The organism is Bacillus sp. ABA4_010, from assembly GCF_056159105.1.
In genome coordinates, this window is sequence record NZ_JBSWUN010000002.1 from 26264 (window position 1) to 42525 (window position 16262).

Annotated in this window: 16 protein-coding genes; all 16 read right to left on the reverse strand. The window is 40.2% G+C overall.

Features of this window, described 5'->3' with window-relative positions:
* Window positions 1-323: 323 nt before the first annotated feature.
* The 16 genes from mfd to ACXAEO_RS00965 all read right to left on the reverse strand — a co-directional run bounded on the left by mfd (window position 324) and on the right by ACXAEO_RS00965 (window position 16060).
* Window positions 324-3857 (reverse strand): transcription-repair coupling factor, encoded by a 3534-nt coding sequence (mfd, locus tag ACXAEO_RS00890; RefSeq protein WP_474876942.1) that lies wholly within the window; start codon window positions 3855-3857, stop codon window positions 324-326.
* Between the two features lie 74 nt (window positions 3858-3931).
* The gene (locus ACXAEO_RS00895; protein ID WP_474876944.1) at window positions 3932-4162 is read right to left on the reverse strand and encodes an anti-sigma-F factor Fin; all 231 of its coding nucleotides are present in this window, start codon (window positions 4160-4162) and stop codon (window positions 3932-3934) included.
* Between the two features lie 61 nt (window positions 4163-4223).
* Window positions 4224-4784 carry an aminoacyl-tRNA hydrolase gene (pth, locus tag ACXAEO_RS00900; protein WP_474876946.1) on the reverse strand — a complete coding sequence of 187 codons (561 nt, stop codon included), beginning with the start codon at window positions 4782-4784 and terminating at the stop codon, window positions 4224-4226.
* A 97-nt stretch (window positions 4785-4881) separates the two neighbouring features.
* Complete coding sequence (locus ACXAEO_RS00905) at window positions 4882-5496, reverse strand: 50S ribosomal protein L25/general stress protein Ctc (RefSeq protein ID WP_474876948.1); 615 nt, start codon at window positions 5494-5496, stop codon at window positions 4882-4884.
* 170 nt (window positions 5497-5666) lie between these two features.
* A complete protein-coding gene (locus tag ACXAEO_RS00910; RefSeq protein WP_474876951.1) occupies window positions 5667-6620 on the reverse strand; it encodes a ribose-phosphate diphosphokinase in 954 nt (317 codons plus the stop codon).
* A gap of 19 nt (window positions 6621-6639) precedes the next feature.
* Complete coding sequence (glmU, locus tag ACXAEO_RS00915; RefSeq protein WP_474876953.1) at window positions 6640-8019, reverse strand: bifunctional UDP-N-acetylglucosamine diphosphorylase/glucosamine-1-phosphate N-acetyltransferase GlmU; 1380 nt, start codon at window positions 8017-8019, stop codon at window positions 6640-6642.
* A 310-nt stretch (window positions 8020-8329) separates the two neighbouring features.
* Complete coding sequence (gene spoVG / locus ACXAEO_RS00920) at window positions 8330-8620, reverse strand: septation regulator SpoVG (RefSeq protein WP_028397363.1); 291 nt, start codon at window positions 8618-8620, stop codon at window positions 8330-8332.
* Between the two features lie 216 nt (window positions 8621-8836).
* The gene (locus ACXAEO_RS00925; protein WP_474876956.1) at window positions 8837-9214 is read right to left on the reverse strand and encodes a RidA family protein; all 378 of its coding nucleotides are present in this window, start codon (window positions 9212-9214) and stop codon (window positions 8837-8839) included.
* 50 nt (window positions 9215-9264) lie between these two features.
* Window positions 9265-10086 (reverse strand): pur operon repressor, encoded by an 822-nt coding sequence (gene purR, locus ACXAEO_RS00930; protein ID WP_474876958.1) that lies wholly within the window; start codon window positions 10084-10086, stop codon window positions 9265-9267.
* Window positions 10087-10142: 56 nt separating this feature from the next.
* Window positions 10143-11012 (reverse strand): 4-(cytidine 5'-diphospho)-2-C-methyl-D-erythritol kinase, encoded by an 870-nt coding sequence (ispE, locus tag ACXAEO_RS00935; protein ID WP_474876960.1) that lies wholly within the window; start codon window positions 11010-11012, stop codon window positions 10143-10145.
* A 490-nt stretch (window positions 11013-11502) separates the two neighbouring features.
* Window positions 11503-11676 (reverse strand): small, acid-soluble spore protein, alpha/beta type, encoded by a 174-nt coding sequence (locus tag ACXAEO_RS00940; protein WP_474876962.1) that lies wholly within the window; start codon window positions 11674-11676, stop codon window positions 11503-11505.
* A gap of 99 nt (window positions 11677-11775) precedes the next feature.
* Window positions 11776-12042: a biofilm formation stimulator Veg gene (veg, locus tag ACXAEO_RS00945; RefSeq protein ID WP_028397358.1), complete on the reverse strand. Its 267-nt coding sequence runs from the start codon at window positions 12040-12042 to the stop codon at window positions 11776-11778.
* A gap of 293 nt (window positions 12043-12335) precedes the next feature.
* A complete protein-coding gene (gene yabG / locus ACXAEO_RS00950) occupies window positions 12336-13217 on the reverse strand; it encodes a sporulation peptidase YabG (RefSeq protein ID WP_474877004.1) in 882 nt (293 codons plus the stop codon).
* Between the two features lie 68 nt (window positions 13218-13285).
* A complete protein-coding gene (gene rsmA / locus ACXAEO_RS00955) occupies window positions 13286-14167 on the reverse strand; it encodes a 16S rRNA (adenine(1518)-N(6)/adenine(1519)-N(6))-dimethyltransferase RsmA (RefSeq protein ID WP_474876964.1) in 882 nt (293 codons plus the stop codon).
* Window positions 14168-14169: 2 nt separating this feature from the next.
* Window positions 14170-14724 (reverse strand): ribonuclease M5, encoded by a 555-nt coding sequence (gene rnmV, locus ACXAEO_RS00960; RefSeq protein ID WP_474876966.1) that lies wholly within the window; start codon window positions 14722-14724, stop codon window positions 14170-14172.
* 118 nt (window positions 14725-14842) lie between these two features.
* Window positions 14843-16060 carry a ubiquitin-like domain-containing protein gene (locus ACXAEO_RS00965; protein ID WP_474876968.1) on the reverse strand — a complete coding sequence of 406 codons (1218 nt, stop codon included), beginning with the start codon at window positions 16058-16060 and terminating at the stop codon, window positions 14843-14845.
* Between the last annotated feature and the right edge of the window lie 202 nt (window positions 16061-16262).

Here is a 16262-nt window from a genome sequence, read left to right on the forward strand (position 1 = left end):
ATCCTTCACAAATGAACTTCTATACACCAACTGTATCTTTTTTTGTTAAAAAGTCCCCACTATAATCATTAACAACCATTTTCAAAACCAAACCTTCTATTTCCATAAATAAAAGGAGAAATAATTGTTTTGTTGTATACTTTGTACCCTTATCCTCTTTTATCCAAACTTTTTTAAGAAATATATGGAAATAAAAAATAAAAGCCTTTTTCAACAGATTGCTGTACCACATCTGTTGAAAAAAGCTTAAATGAAAAGATGATGCTTTAAGACATGTTATAAATCCTTTTTCTGCCCTAGCCAAAAGTGACGTTCATATCGATTTAACTTTTGACCCCTTCACGATGCATATTCGGTAAATCTTTAATCATCCCATAGGCAATATCCAGCCATTTTTCTTGGGCGACCCCTTTTGTATTAATCACCATTTTTACTTTCTTTCCATCCATTCCCAAGCTGATCATGCGACCAAATTCATTTCCTGCTTTAAAGAGTTTCGCCCCATCAATTGTCTCACTCGCTTGTTCAGATAGTAAAATTGTTACATTTTGTTTCACTTGTACAATGGATTCTACGAAATTCATTTTTGCGTGTACTTTCATTTCCGCAATCTTGAATAAGTACGCGACTTCTTCCGGGTAATCCCCAAATCGATCCACCATCTCTTCTTGAAGTTCCTGCACATCTTCTAATGTCTCAATTGCTCGGAAACGTTTATACATCTCAATTTTCAAACGACCGTCGGTAATGTATAAATCCGGAATATAGGCATCAATATCCACATTAATTTCGACATTAAAGGCCGTTTTCTTCTCTTCGCCATGTTCTTTTCTCGCTTCAATCGCTTCTTTTAGCATTTGTGAATACAAATCGAACCCGACAGAGTCAATGAATCCATGTTGTTGGGAACCAAGAATATTCCCTGCTCCGCGAATGGACAAGTCTCTCATGGCGATTTTAAAGCCAGACCCTAGCTCTGTAAACTCTTTAATCGCCTGAAGCCTTTTTTCCGCCACTTCCGTTAACACTTTGTCCTTTCGATATGTGAAATAAGCATACGCGACACGGCTTGATCTTCCGACACGCCCCCTCAATTGGTAAAGCTGCGATAAGCCCATTTTGTCTGCATCATGAACAATTAACGTGTTCACATTCGGAATATCTACACCCGTTTCAATGATAGTCGTACTCACCAACACATCATATTCCCCTTCTAGAAAGTTCAATATGACGGCTTCTAGTTCATTTTCATTCATTTTCCCATGAGCAAAGGCAACACGAGCATCTGGAACAAGCATAGAAATCTCTTCTGCTTTTCGCTCAATATCTTCTACACGGTTATATAAGAAATAAACTTGTCCATCTCGAGCCAACTCCCGTTCAATCGCCTCTCTGACTAAACCGGGATTGTATTCCGCTACATATGTTTGAACAGGGAAGCGGTTTTCAGGCGGTGTTTCAATCACCGATAAATCCCGTACTCCAAGCATGGACATATGCAATGTACGAGGAATTGGTGTAGCCGTTAACGTCAATACATCGACATTCGCTTTCATTTGCTTAATTTTTTCCTTATGTGTAACACCGAAACGCTGTTCTTCATCGATGATTAACAAACCTAAATCTTTATACGTAACATCTTTTGAAAGAAGTCGATGGGTCCCCACAACAATGTCGACCGTTCCGTTTTTCAGCCCCTTTGTCGTCTCTTGAAGCTGTTTTCGCGTACGGAATCGACTAAGAAGCCCAATATTCACCGGGTACTCTTGAAAGCGTTCACGAATCGTTTCATAATGTTGCTGGGCTAAGATGGTCGTAGGCACAAGAAACGCGACTTGCTTTCCATCACTAATAGCTTTAAAAGCTGCACGAATGGCCACTTCCGTTTTTCCATACCCTACATCACCGCAAAGCAACCGGTCCATCGGCCGCTCTCGTTCCATATCACGTTTAATTTCTTGAATGGAGCGCAATTGATCCTCTGTCTCTTGATAAGGGAAAGAAGTTTCAAACGAACGCTGCATATCCCCGTCCGGTGAAAAGGCATACCCTTTACTCGCTTCACGTTCGGCATACAGCTTAATCAAATCATCGGCAATGTCTTGGACAGATGATTCCACTTTCCGTTTAACTTTCTTCCATTCACTCCCCCCAAGCTTGTAGAGCTTCGGTTCTTTCCCTTCTGATCCTACATATTTTTGAACTTGGTCGATTTGTTCAACCGGTACATACAGTTTATCGCTGCCTTCATACTTAATATGAATATAGTCCTTATGAATCCCATTGATTTCAAGTGTTTCAATCCCTAAATATCGACCAATTCCATGATTAACGTGTACAACATGATCGCCAACATTCAATTCGGAATAATTTTTAATCCGTTCCGCATTTGATAATTTTTGACGTCTTTGGCTTTTTTTCGCTCGCTTCTTAAACAATTCTTCTTCCGTTAATACGACCAGCTTATGCATAGGAAGTTCAAACCCCGCTTGAAGATCGCCTTGCATAATTTGGACTTTCCCTTGAACGAGTGAACTATCACCTGATAACATGGAAGCGTCAATTTCGTAATCAGCCAACACGCTCTCAAGTTTCTCAACACGCTCTTGACTTGCGCCTAGCAGCACCACCGCCATATTGCTTTTTAACCAGCGATCGATTTCACTTTTCAACACATTCATCTGTCCATAAAACTGCTGCATAGATTTATATGAGATGTTAATAATGTTTTGCGGATTTGTAAACGGAATATGCTTCAAAAACAAAGAAAGATATATTCTTCTTTTTGTTGTCTTTCCAATTAACTGACCAAGTTTTTGAGAAACCGTCACCCCATGGATGATTTCCCCGGAACTAAGTAAATCCGTAATCCAATCAGCCTCTTCTTTATCTAGTTGATCAGACATTTCATGAATACGGGTCGTTTCATCGAACATGACAACCGTATTGTCAGGAACATAATCTAGTAAACTTGTATGATTTCCGTAGAAAAGAGAGACATATTTAAAGACATGGTCCGGAATAGTCCCTTGCTTCAAATACTCTAGCTCTTGCCCAACTTGTTCGAGCAGCTTTTCTTTAACAGCAGGGTCCTTCACTTTTTTTATCGTCGCTGCCAGCCCTACTTCCAACGCCCCAATCCCTCTTTCGATATCTTCTTTAGAAAACACCGTCTCAATGGCAGGACCAATCATGATTTGCTCCATTTTCTGTTGAGAGCGTTGATCTTCAATCGTAAAGGAACGGATGGAATCAATTTCTGTATCAAATAGCTCGATACGAACAGGAAGCTCCTCCGTCAGCGGATAAATATCAACAATTCCACCTCGAATGCTGAACTCACCCGGGGACGCAACCACCCCTACACGTTCATATCCCATTACAACAAGCTTTGCCAGTTGTTCCTCCAAGTCAATGTCTTCTCCTACCTTGAAAACGAGCTGACTTTTTTGCCATTGCGCTTTAGGCGGCAACAGCTTTCTCAACCCCGAGATAGGTGTCACGATAATTCCTTTTGAATGATGACTCCAATAATTTAGGACGTCAATCCGTTGTGCTCGGAGCTCTGGACTTGCTGTCGCCATTTCAGACGCAATTAAATCATTCGACGAATATAAGAAAACAGGCGCTTCTGGCAATAAATTCGTTAAATCCTCATACACTTTTTGTGCCTGATATAAATTATGGGTCACAATCAGCAAGGGATCTTGTTTCTTCTCATATAAGGAGGCAGCTAAGATGGAGCGGGCAGATCCAGCTAATCCCGCAATCATTTGCTCACTCAACCCTTCCTCTAAGCTGGCTACAACCGTTTGAATATCTTCTGTCTCATAAAAATAATTTTTAATCCCTAACAAAGGATTCCCTCCTCCCGTGAAACCATTTATATAAATAGAAAAACGCTTTGGGGAGATGGCTCCCAAAGCTTTAGTTACTGTATAAATGTTTCATACTGATGATAATCCGGATTTCGATCCAACGCTTCTTGGCAATCTTCACAAATCGTCTTGACGGACATGTCGCCATTAGAATGATATTGAATAAATTCTTTTCTTTCTTGCGCCGTTAAATGATCGAAACCAAGTGCTTGACTATTTAGCGATGTATAGTCGATATCTCCTACTTTACAGCCGCAATGTCTGCAAAAATAACGAATGGACATAGCGTTCCTCCCAAGGGTTTTAATGCTATTATGAACACTCAGGAGGCTTTTTATTCAACTCTTATCCGTTATACACATTCATTACTTCTAAGAAAGGGCGCTTCGTCCATTCATTGCTCGCTTCTACCGATTTATGTATCGCTTCTTTTAATAATACCATTTCTTCGTTCGTAAATCTCCCCAACACATAATCCACGACCTTCATTCCGTTTTGAGGGCGCCCAATTCCAACTCGAATTCGGTTGAATTCCTGTGTACCTAGATGCTGATTCAGCGATTTAATGCCGTTATGACCGCCTGCACTTCCTTTACCACGCAGACGAACCTTTCCTTGCGGCAAATCCAAATCATCATAAATAACCAACAAGTCTTCTGTCTCAAGATTATAATAGTCCATTAATGGGCGAACGGACTCTCCTGATAAATTCATATATGTTAACGGCTTTAATAATAGAACCTTCTCTCCGTTGACTATTCCTTGTCCATATAATCCGTTAAATTTTGTTTTATCTAACTGAATCCCCATTTGCTCAGCTAATTCATCAATAATCATAAACCCGATATTATGACGTGTTTGGTCATATTCTCTTCCAGGGTTTCCTAATCCAACTATGAGTTTCAAATGAATAGGCTCCTTTCAATAATAACTGTCCTATTCTTATTATAATCAATTCAAATAAAAAGGCGTAACCTTTTGGTCACGTCTTTTTATTTATGCTTTATTCTTCGTTTGTTTCTACTTCATTCACTTCATCCTGCTGTTCACCACTATCAATATTTTCCTCTTGTTTAGGTGGGAGAATCGATGCAACCGTTTCTGTCGGTTCATGATTTATCTCGTATTTTCCACCTGTACTAATGTCTCCAACGCTGATGGTTTCACTCACTTGTAAATGGGATACATCCACTTCAATGGAAGATGGAATTTCTTGCGGTAAGGCACGAACCGACAGCTGATGAAGGGCTTGCTGCATCACTCCACCTTCTTTTACGCCAGGAGCGTCACCAGTTAATACTACATTGACGTCTGCATCTACCTCTTTAGACATATCCACCACTTGGAAGTCTGCATGCATCACTTCATTTTTTAGTGGATCCGTTTGAAGATCGTGTAACATGACGGAAAAAGTTTCATTTTGAACAGTTAATGTTAGTACTCCGTTACGCCCCGCTTCTTTCATCGTTTTCATAAAATCGGCACTGTTCACATAAATCGGCTTTGACTGAACTTGTCTGCCATACACAACTGCGGGAAAATGACCTTCATTTCTCAATTTTGTCGTTGCCGAATGTTTCAAATCTTTACGCTCATTTGCTGTCAATACAATACTCAATTCTTTTCACCTTCCATGTGTAAGTCTAGTTATTTGTCTACTATAAACGTGCCCCATTTCTCCTAGCCTTAAACATGGATACAAAAAATGAATACAACTGCTCAACTCTAAAAATCCGCTAATCTTCATGTCAAATAAAAAAAGCCCTGCCACTGGCAGGACTCTTTTTATCAATCGAATAATGTACTTACAGATAAGTCTTCGTGGACACGGATAATTGCTTCTCCAATTAATGGTGCCACCGATAGTTGGATTAACTTCTCAATCTTCTTCTCTTCCGGTAAGCTGATGGAGTTCGTCACCACTAGTTCTTTAATCTTTGAATTTTGAATACGTTCGATAGCTGGACCAGATAATACTGGGTGTGTACAACATGCATAAACATCTGTTGCCCCATTTTCCACAAGCGCATTCGCTGCAAGCGTAATTGTCCCTGCTGTATCGATCATATCATCAATCAAGATGGCTGTTTTACCGTCAATATTTCCAACAATGTTCATAACTTCTGCTACATTTGGACGTGGACGGCGCTTATCGATAATCGCAATTGGTGCTTTTAAGCGTTCCGCCAGTTTTCTTGCACGCGTTACTCCGCCATGGTCTGGGGATACAACGACAACATCTTCCAAGTTTTTACTCTTGAAGTATTCTCCTAAAATCGGCACGCCTACTAAATGGTCAATAGGAATATCGAAGAACCCTTGAATTTGAGGTGCGTGCAAGTCTAGTGTGATGACACGGTCCGCACCAGCTGTTTCAAGTAAATTAGCTACTAATTTCGCTGTAATTGGTTCACGGGCACGGGCTTTGCGGTCTTGACGCGCATAACCGTAATAAGGCATTACAATGCTAATTGTTTTAGCAGACGCACGCTTTAGTGCATCAATCATAATTAACAATTCCATAATATGCTCGTTTACCGGTGCACTTGTTGATTGAATAACGAATACATCACAACCGCGAATACTCTCTTCAATATTGATTTGAATTTCACCGTCACTGAAACGTGTAACCGAACATTGTCCAAGCTGGACCCCAATCACTTTCGCAATCTCTTCCGCTAATCCCGCATTTGAATTTAAAGAAAATACTTTTAAGTTCTCATCGCCGTATTGTTTTGACATTTTAGTATAAGCCCCTCCATTAGGATTTTTTATGAACATCCATTTTTTCTGCGTAACCTTCTTTGTTCACCTGGCGCGCACGTGCAATCGACAATGCCTTTCCAGGTACATCTTGCGTAATCGTTGAACCGGCAGCTACGTAAGCTTCTTTCCCTACAGTGACCGGCGCAATCAAGTTAGAATTACAACCAATAAACGCCCCGTCTTCTATTTTCGTGAGAAACTTATTTTTCCCATCATAGTTAACCGTTATTGATCCACAGCCTAAATTTACATTTTGACCTACTTCAGCGTCGCCAATATAACTTAAATGAGAAGCTTTGCTTCCTTTACCGAACGCTGTATTTTTAATTTCAACGAAATTGCCAATACGTACCTCATCTGCAATGGCAGACTTAGGACGAATATGAGCAAATGGACCAATCGTGACGTTCATACCCACTTCACTATCATGAACAACGGAATGACGAATAACTGTTTCATTTCCGATGCTGGAATCTTTGATTTCTGTATTTGGCCCCACTTCACATCGCTCTCCAATAACAGCCGCCCCTTGAATGATTGTGCCAGGGTAAAGGACTGTATCGCGGCCAATTTGGGCATCTACCGAAATATACGTATGAGACGGATCAATAATCGTCACACCATTTAACATATGTTGCTTATTGATTCGTTTTTTCATAATCTCTTCTGCTTGAGATAAAGCATAGCGATCATTTACGCCTAATGTTTCTTCAAAATGAGGAGTTTGATAAGCAGATACGGTCTCTCCGGCTTTTTGTAGAATTTCTACAACATCCGGTAAGTAGTATTCACCTTGAACGTTATCATTAGATACTTTAGCCAGCGCATCAAACAGCGATTGATTATCAAAGCAGTACGTCCCTGTATTAATTTCTTGTACCGCTCGCTCACTCTCGGACGCATCCTTATGCTCGACGATTTTCTCCACTGACCCATTTTCATTACGGATGATTCGTCCATAACCAGTCGGGTCTTGTGCATAGGCTGTCAAAATCGTCGCCTTGGCGTTATTTCGTTCATGGTGTTGAAGCAATGCATCAATTGTTTGAGAGGTGATAAGGGGAGTATCTCCGCAGACTACAATAGTCGTCCCTTTTTCATCCATTAATAAATCCTTCGCTTGCATTACTGCATGGGCTGTTCCTAATTGTTCTGCTTGCAAGGCAAACAGACTTTTGTCACCAATATGTGATTGAACTTCCTCTGCACCGTGACCAACAATTGTAATAAGCTTTTTTAAGTCTAAAACAGATAGTTGATCAATTACATGCTGAACCATTGGCTTACCGCAGACAGGGTGTAACACTTTATATAAAGAGGACTTCATACGCGTTCCTTGTCCAGCTGCCAATATGACTGCATATCTATTTGTCATAGCCGGCCTCCAATTTTACCTTTTTATCCATTAAGAATATATCCTAAATAGGCTATCATTTCAAGGAATGATGGAAAAGTACATATTTTTGTCAGCACTTTTATGAAAATAGAGCGATTATAAGGTTATACGCATGAGCTAAACATACGAATTATCCATTTTTTGTTTCATAACTAAGGAAAACGGGAAAAAGAATTCAAAATAAAAAGATGAACCAAAGGGGGTAATATTCTTCCCTTCAGTCCATCTTCTCATGTACTACAATTTCAAATAGTGTATTACACCCTATTGAAACCGTTCTGTGCATATTTTAAGAAGCACCTGCTTCTTCAAATTCGACTTCTAATTCACCTAAACGGTGATATTCAGCTAAGACAGCATCTTGAATTTTCCCGCGAGTATTTGAGTTAATTGGATGAGCGATATCGCGGAATTCACCGTCTGGCGTACGTTTACTAGGCATGGCGACAAATAAGCCATTATTGCCATCAATTACACGGATATCATGAACAACAAATTCATTGTCCAACGTAATAGATGCAATTGCTCTCATACGTCCATCGGTGTTTACGCGGCGTAATCTTACGTCAGTTACTTCCATTTATGTTCACCACCTTTTCCTATATCGAAGCTTTACATAATTAATTCCACAGTTTTTATTATTTTCCTTCAATTCAAAAAAATTTTTTAGTATATTTCTAAAAAATTGAATTTTTCAGCCTCATTGATCGATTTAAAGTCAGGTTCACTCATAAAATATTGGGCAGTTCAAAAAAGAGGGACGCTAACATGTTCACATGTTAGCGTCCCTCTTTTTTCATGATTTAACTAAAGCGATGACTTCAATTTCTACTAGAACGTCCTTCGGAAGTCTAGCCACCTCAACACATGAACGTGCTGGTTTATGTTCTCCAAAATAACGACCATACACTTCGTTTAATGGAGCAAAATCATTCATATCTTTAATGAAAACCGTCGCTTTGACTACTGTTGATAAAGAAGCACCTGCTGTTTCTAGTACGGCTTTTAAGTTTTCAAATACTTGCTCCGTCTGCTCTTCAATACCGCCCTCTACAAGAGTCCCATCTGCTCTTAACGGAATTTGCCCAGAGCTGTAAAACATATTATTGACGATGATTCCTTGAGAATATGGACCGATTGCCTGCGGCGCTGCTTTTGTTTGGACCTGTTTCATGTTTCATCCCCCTATATTTAGACAATGTCACTTTCTTTTTACCACATTTTTCATAAATGTGTAAAATAGTTTCCTTCCGTTACACGAATTTGCTTGTCTTTTACATTCACATCCGTTAACTTGATGAGAGAAATGTATTCGTCTACCAGTCGTTCTTCAATATCTTCCGATTCCACTAAGACACCAATGCCAGCCACATTAGCTTGAAACTCTTCCAACAGACTAATCATTCCATTGACCGTTCCGCCTGCTTTCATGAAATCATCGATAATCAGTACATTAGAACCCGTCTCTAAGCTTCTTTTCGCTAGCAGCATCGTTTGAATGCGCTTAGAAGATCCTGACACATAGTTAATGCTGACAGTTGAACCTTCTGTTACCTTACTGTCTTTACGAACAATCACTACAGGCACATCTAAAAACTGAGCCACTGCATAAGCTAACGGAATTCCTTTTGTTGCGACCGTCATGACAACATCTATTTTGCGATCCGCATAAACCGAAGCGAACAGGCGCCCGATATTGTTTACGATTCGCGGATTCCCTAAAATATCAGTCAAATATAAATATCCACCTGGGAGCAAGCGCTCAGGGCTCTCCATCATCTCACATAGCTCACTAATAAAGGCTTCTGCTTCCTCTTTTGAAGCTTTCGGAATAAATTTCACTCCACCTGCCGCCCCTGGCAGTGTTAACAATGTCCCTACACCTTGCTGCTCGAATGTTTGTTTAATAATTCCCATATCCTCACTAATCGAGGATTTAGCGGATTTATATTTATCTGCAAAATAAGTTAAGGGAATTAGGCGCTGAGGATTTTGAAGAAAATAGTGAGTCATATCAATTAATCGTCCACTCCGCCGAAACTTCATAGTTACCTCCTAAAAAACCGAATGTTATATTGTAAATATAACATTAATATACGTGTTTAATCAATATCTACACGCTCACCTAGCAATCTTACCGCATATACGTTGTCACAAAAGCCACGTAAACCATTATAGACTCTTTGCATCCGAGAATCGTATTGGGCCAACCCAAACACAGTCGGTCCGCTTCCGCTCATTAAAACGGCATCCGCTCCGAACCGCTTCATTTGTTCCTTAATAAGATTCACTTCTGGATGCATCTTTAATGTCACGTTTTCCAAAACGTTGCCGACTGATTGACACATTTTATCGTAATCCTGCTGATCGATAGCCTCGAGCATCGAGTCAACGTTTGGATGAGTGACATGTGATAGATTGAGGTTTTTATACACTTCCGCTGTCGACACACCGATTTCTGGTTTAGCCAATATCACCCAACAATTAGGAGGGGTTTGGATGTGCTCGATGATTTCTCCTCTGCCTGTCGCAAGAGCGGTTCCTCCATATACACAAAAAGATACATCAGAACCAATTTCAGCTCCTAAGGTCGCTAATTCATCAAGGGACAGGTTTAAATCCCAAAGCGTATTCAACCCTCTTAATGTCGCAGCAGCATCACTGCTCCCACCCGCTAAACCGGCTGCAACAGGTATGTTTTTAACGATAGAAATCGTTACCCCTTTGCGAACCTGAAAACGTTCCTTCAGCAACTGTGCTGCCTGGTACGCCAAGTTACGGTGATCGTCAGGTACGTAGCGGTCATGTGAATGAATCACAATGCGCTGGTCATCCCTTTCCTCCAATTCAACTCGATCGGCCAAATCAATTGTCGTCATCACCATTTTCACTTCATGGTAACCATCGGAACGTTTATGTAATACATCTAGCGAAAGATTTATCTTAGCTGGTGCTTTCACCATTAATTTCATTAACTGTCACCTACTCTGCTTACTAAAGTTTAATGCTATCCATAATAAAATATACAATATGAATCATGTTATTTCGACATTTGTCTGCATTAAATTAAAACTTTTACCACAAAATTCAAGAGGCCGAAGCGCTTGCGCTTCGGCTGTCGCAATTTCATTTTATCCCGCATTAACGGACAACAAGAATTCCCACCTCAAAATGTTGAATGATTGTAGAAGTTTAAGTGGAATCTAACAGCCCGTAAAAACCCGATAAATCAACGAATCATCGGTAGGGAATGAAAGAACCCCCCTACTGATGAAAGCTTCCTTTATCCCTCGGTAACCGAAAGCAGAGCCTCTTGGCAACATTCCGAAGAGTTCCGGCATATGCTGCTCAATAGGCGTGTGACTATTTGTGAAAGCACCGTAACACGACGGCTCCTCGACAAGTTTTTCGGTAATGAGTATAACCCTTTTCCTTCACGTCAAGAGTGCAACCTAAACTCTATTATGAATCAAGCAGGTTTTGTTGCGCTATTTCAATGGCTCGCTTCACCATATTTCCAGCATCCTTGGAACGAATAGCTCCCCATCCTGCTTGCTGTACTACATCGTAGAAGCCTAGCTCTTTTGCCAGTTCTTCTTTTAAGCGGTGTGACATCATGCCTTTACGTCTTCCCACTCGCATGCAGCTCCTTTCATGAAACTGCGACATCTTTAGTATGTATAAACGAAAAATATTCTATGTTTAAATAGCAATAAAAAAGCAGCAAACAAATGTCTACTGCCCGCCCATTGCTAAATTCCCTGAAGTCTCATCAAAAAACGTTAACTGTACCGTTTCCGTTAAAACGTCTGCATAGCTGTACGAAACTCTTTCTAATGCGTTTTCTTCATCTAGTTCTACGACAAATACAGAAGGATATGTTTCTGTTAATACCCCGAAACGCTCAATCGTCTTTCTGCGGCCTCCGTTTGCCTTTAATTTAAGCCTTCTGCCTAAATTAGAGTCAAGCGACTGCTTAATGTCCGATAATGTTTTAGCCATATTCGCCACCTCACTGATTAAAGTATAACACGCATTTTAATATAAGTCAAAAATTTAAATTATATCAACGTATAACAATGAGTGTCAATACAAAGTTATCAACAAAAATCTACAACCATTATTATGCACCCATTTTTCTTAAATATGTACACTTTTACAATTTTTTCACATCTCTCTATTTACATCCAATCTTTTAAAAAAATTATCTAAAATAGAAAAAAGAACCCGTCAATCCATCCATTGCTTGTCGGATGGAGGCGACAGATTCTTCTTTTCAAACATGCATAGGTTGTTCATTCATCCTCATGAGGATAATAAGGCATCCCAGTACGAAGCAGCCCTCTCGTTTGGATGCCTCCCAGCCCTTTATCACCTGTCAGTGTGTTTTTTAACACATCCCATACACTTACGTCCTCTGTAAAAGGGGTGAAGCTAATGCGTGCCACAATATAAACAGGATCAAGCGCATGAATGTTCACTCTCGAAGGGGAACTAGCAAAATTTGCCCCCGCGTATATAAGAGATTCAAAATGAGACTGGCACGCTCCAGCAAAAATGACTAATTGATCCCGATGCGGAACTCTCTTTCTTGCCTCATGGACAGTTTGAACAAAATGCTGGGAATGGCGGTATGCCATGAGGTCATTCTTCTTCCCTTTTACTTTGGAATAAGCATCATGTCCAGTAATAACTAATAAATCGGGTCTGATTTCATCCATCAGTTCCCCGATTCGTGCTGGCATCTCTTTTTCTAAGCAGTGGGCCCCATGAACCGGTATTCCAATCTTCTCATACAACATTAAACATTTATTCAAATAGTTAGGGTCTCCATCCAGATGCAGGACCCTCCCTGGCATTTGGAAAAAACGGTTCGCATGACCATATCCACTTGTCGCATTATACTCATTTTTCTGCCTAACAAGGCGATAATCTTGTTGGATTAAAGATAAAGACTGCTCTAACAATTGTTCCTCTCGCTTTAAGCGTTTCTCACGCTCAGAGTTACTGACAACCTCTAAATCAGAAAAAGGAGCGTCTGCGACCAGTCGAACATCTTCTCCATAAAGCGTCGCATATTGTTCCCCTTTTGCGTCTTCAGTAACCGAAATGACCCGAAACAACAAATCTCGTTCATAAGATGGTCGAGTGACAATATCACCAATATGAATATTCATCATTTTCACTCCGCCCTGCCTACTTAAGTTTCTTCTAAATAACCTATGTAGAATCAGGGAAAAGGTGATTATGACTCTTTTAACGTCTGTAAAGTATCACTTAATACGGCAAATTCCTCGATGGAAAGCGTCTCTCCTCTTCGCTTCGGATCAATTCCAATTTGATGGAGCATTTGGTCAATCTCCTGTTTTTTGGCTTTCCCAAACGGTAAATTACTGGTTAAGTTATTCAAAAGCGTCTTCCTGCGCTGCGCAAAACTTGCTCTAACAACTGTAAAAAAGAAACTCTCATCTTTTACTTTAACCGCTGGTTCCTTCCGTTTCGTCAAGCGAAGAACCGCAGAATCAACATTTGGTTGAGGGTTAAAAACGGTTTTTGGCACAATCATCACCGTTTCCGCTTCTGTATAATACTGAATGGCAATCGACAGCGACCCATAATCTTTCGTGCCTGGTTTCGCTGCAATTCGGTCTGCCACTTCTTTTTGAAGCATCACGACAATTCCGCGCACTGGAATTTTATCTTCTAACAACTTCATCAAAATAGGCGTTGTTACGTAATAAGGAAGGTTCGCTACCACCATTAAATCCTCAACCTCTTGAAATTCAGCCTCAACCACGCTATGCACATCCGCTTGCAAAATGTCTTGATGAATGACTTTCACATTCGGATATGGAGAAAGTGTATCTTTTAAGATTGGCAGCAGACGTTGATCAATCTCAAAGGCCACTACCTTCTTCGCTCTTTTCGCTAACTGCTCCGTCAGTGCCCCAATTCCAGGACCAATTTCAATCGCTCCTGTTTGTTCCGTTACTTCTGCATGATCAACAATACGATGCAAAATGTTTGTATCCACCAAGAAATTTTGACCTAAACTCTTTTTGAAGGTAAATCCGTATTTATCCAGTATCTCTTTCGTTCTCTTAGGGGTTGCAATATCTTTTAACAAGTTTATCTTTCCTCCTCTTGAATGCTTTTTAAAGCCGCGACAAAAGCGCCTTTAGAAATTTGAAACATTTGTAGTCTCTTATGAAGCTGTTTGCCATTTGTATAGCCGATTTTTAATATCTTCCCAATTTTTTCGCGTCGCTCACTTGAACCAGGTCCACCAACAAGGCCAGCGACAATGAGATCTTCCTTTGAAATCTCTTCTTCCCCTTCTATCCACTCTTGTTTGACATGCTGAAGAGCCGCTCTAATAGATTGTGGCGAAGCATGCTCAATCCCTACCTTTTTCCCGTTTTTCGCTTTTGCTTCTTCTTTTGGTAAAAAGGCATGCTTGCACCCTTGAACTCGCTCGGTAATGGTGTTTCGAATTTTCTCTCCTGGATAATCAGGATCAGTAAAAATGATCACCCCGCGCTTCTCTTGAGCCAGTTTAATCTTTTGAATCGTTTCCTCATTTATGGCTGATCCATTTGTTTCAATTGTGTCGGCATTGACTGCCCGTTGGATGGCAGTCGTGTCATCGCGCCCTTCCACAACGATAATTTCTTTTATTTTCATTTTTTCCTCCAAAACGCGAAACTTTCTTGTTCCTTGTACGTCTAATTAATAGCAAGATTTAAATCCTTTATATTTTAACCTAAAAAAGGCAGAGGATAAAATCTCCTCTGCACATCCATTACTCTAACACTCTTATTTTAACAGTTCTTCGACCCCATTTATATGCTTGAGATTTATCGGCAAAGAACACATCGATTTTGTTTCCTTTAATGGCACCGCCAGTATCACCAGCGATTGCATAGCCGTATCCTTCCACATATACCTTACTCCCTAACGGAATAACATTTGGATCGACTGCGATGACTTTCGCATTAGGATTCGCACGTAAATTAATACCTGTCTTGGTTTTCCCTGAGCAGCCGTTACAGAAGGCTGTATAAGCGGTAGAGTTGACATAAAATTCTTTCGCTACCTTGTTGTCATCACGAGACACTTGTACTGCCGCCGTTTGAGCAACAGGTTTTACCACTTTGGAACCAACCGCGACTACACGGTCCTTACTTTCTTGTATATTTTCGGTTTTGATTAATTTTCGAGAAACTTCTTTCCCGTTCTCCATCATGACCTCATAATGTTTGGCTACGCGCCCTTCTACTCCTTCAGACACCACTTTTTCCGTGCCTTTTTCTAAAGAAGGGTCGTTTTTAGTAACGACTGCATAGCCAACGGGTTCTTCCACTACATCGGTGACTTTTTCTACTTTTACAACATTTACGACAATATTAGGTGTGACTAAACTAGTTAAATTAGGTTCTACACGGTCTAAGTCATCCAGTTTAATTTCTTGTTGTTTTAAAAAGTCAGCGACCGTAGTCGAAGTTGACCACACTTGTTGTTCGTTTCCACCTTGATTTAGCTTAATCAAAAAAGCTTTATTCACTTGAACAGTTAAATGGTCTTCAATGGCTGTATCTAAATCAGGTTCTACTTGGTCATGCTCTGATATGTTAATCTTTTCATTTGCAAGAACTTCTTTAATGGTATCTGCTGTTGTCCAGATGCTTTGTTTTTGGTTATCGACGATTAAGTCAATCGACTTCGCCGGCTTCCAAACCACTTTCATATCACTGCTTACACTCGCTGATAACGTATGGGATAAAAAGTCCTCATCTCGAACTTTAATGTTTTGCTCTTTCAGCAATTCCCCTACGGTATCCGCGTGGGTCCTCAGTTTTTCCTCTTTTCCGTCAATCGTTAGAGAAACTGATGCTTGTGTCGTTTGATAGACAGTGAATGATAAGACTGCCGAAACGACTATGAAACTTGTAAGCATAATGCTCAGTCTCTTTTTACTCCTGACAGAATCGGAAAACAGCTTTTTCACGTTTTGTAACACGATGAAAAACTCCTCCTTCTCTCGCAGAGATTATATAGAGTACTTATCAACTTGTCAACCCTCCCATCCGGGCAACGGATATAGTCTATTATGTCTAAACTTTCAAAAAAAGGGAAGGAAGACTTGTCGACAAGTTTATACTATGAGTAAAAAGAGACTTGTAGAACTTTTTTATTCTGGTGCTTTTTTGGACAAAATTACC

What these genes read in the sequence shown, in the direction of transcription:
- ACXAEO_RS00895 (WP_474876944.1), bottom strand. Translation starts at nt 4,162, where the DNA reads ATGTCCATTCGTTATTTTTGCAGACATTGCGGCTGTAAAGTAGGAGAT.
- ACXAEO_RS00910 (WP_474876951.1), bottom strand. Translation starts at nt 6,620, where the DNA reads ATGTCAAAACAATACGGCGATGAGAACTTAAAAGTATTTTCTTTAAAT.
- glmU (WP_474876953.1), bottom strand. Translation starts at nt 8,019, where the DNA reads ATGACAAATAGATATGCAGTCATATTGGCAGCTGGACAAGGAACGCGT.
- spoVG (WP_028397363.1), bottom strand. Translation starts at nt 8,620, where the DNA reads ATGGAAGTAACTGACGTAAGATTACGCCGCGTAAACACCGATGGACGT.
- ACXAEO_RS00925 (WP_474876956.1), bottom strand. Translation starts at nt 9,214, where the DNA reads ATGAAACAGGTCCAAACAAAAGCAGCGCCGCAGGCAATCGGTCCATAT.
- purR (WP_474876958.1), bottom strand. Translation starts at nt 10,086, where the DNA reads ATGAAGTTTCGGCGGAGTGGACGATTAATTGATATGACTCACTATTTT.
- ispE (WP_474876960.1), bottom strand. Translation starts at nt 11,012, where the DNA reads ATGAAATTAATGGTGAAAGCACCAGCTAAGATAAATCTTTCGCTAGAT.
- veg (WP_028397358.1), bottom strand. Translation starts at nt 12,042, where the DNA reads ATGGCTAAAACATTATCGGACATTAAGCAGTCGCTTGACTCTAATTTA.
- yabG (WP_474877004.1), bottom strand. Translation starts at nt 13,217, where the DNA reads ATGAATATTCATATTGGTGATATTGTCACTCGACCATCTTATGAACGA.
- rnmV (WP_474876966.1), bottom strand. Translation starts at nt 14,724, where the DNA reads ATGAAAATAAAAGAAATTATCGTTGTGGAAGGGCGCGATGACACGACT.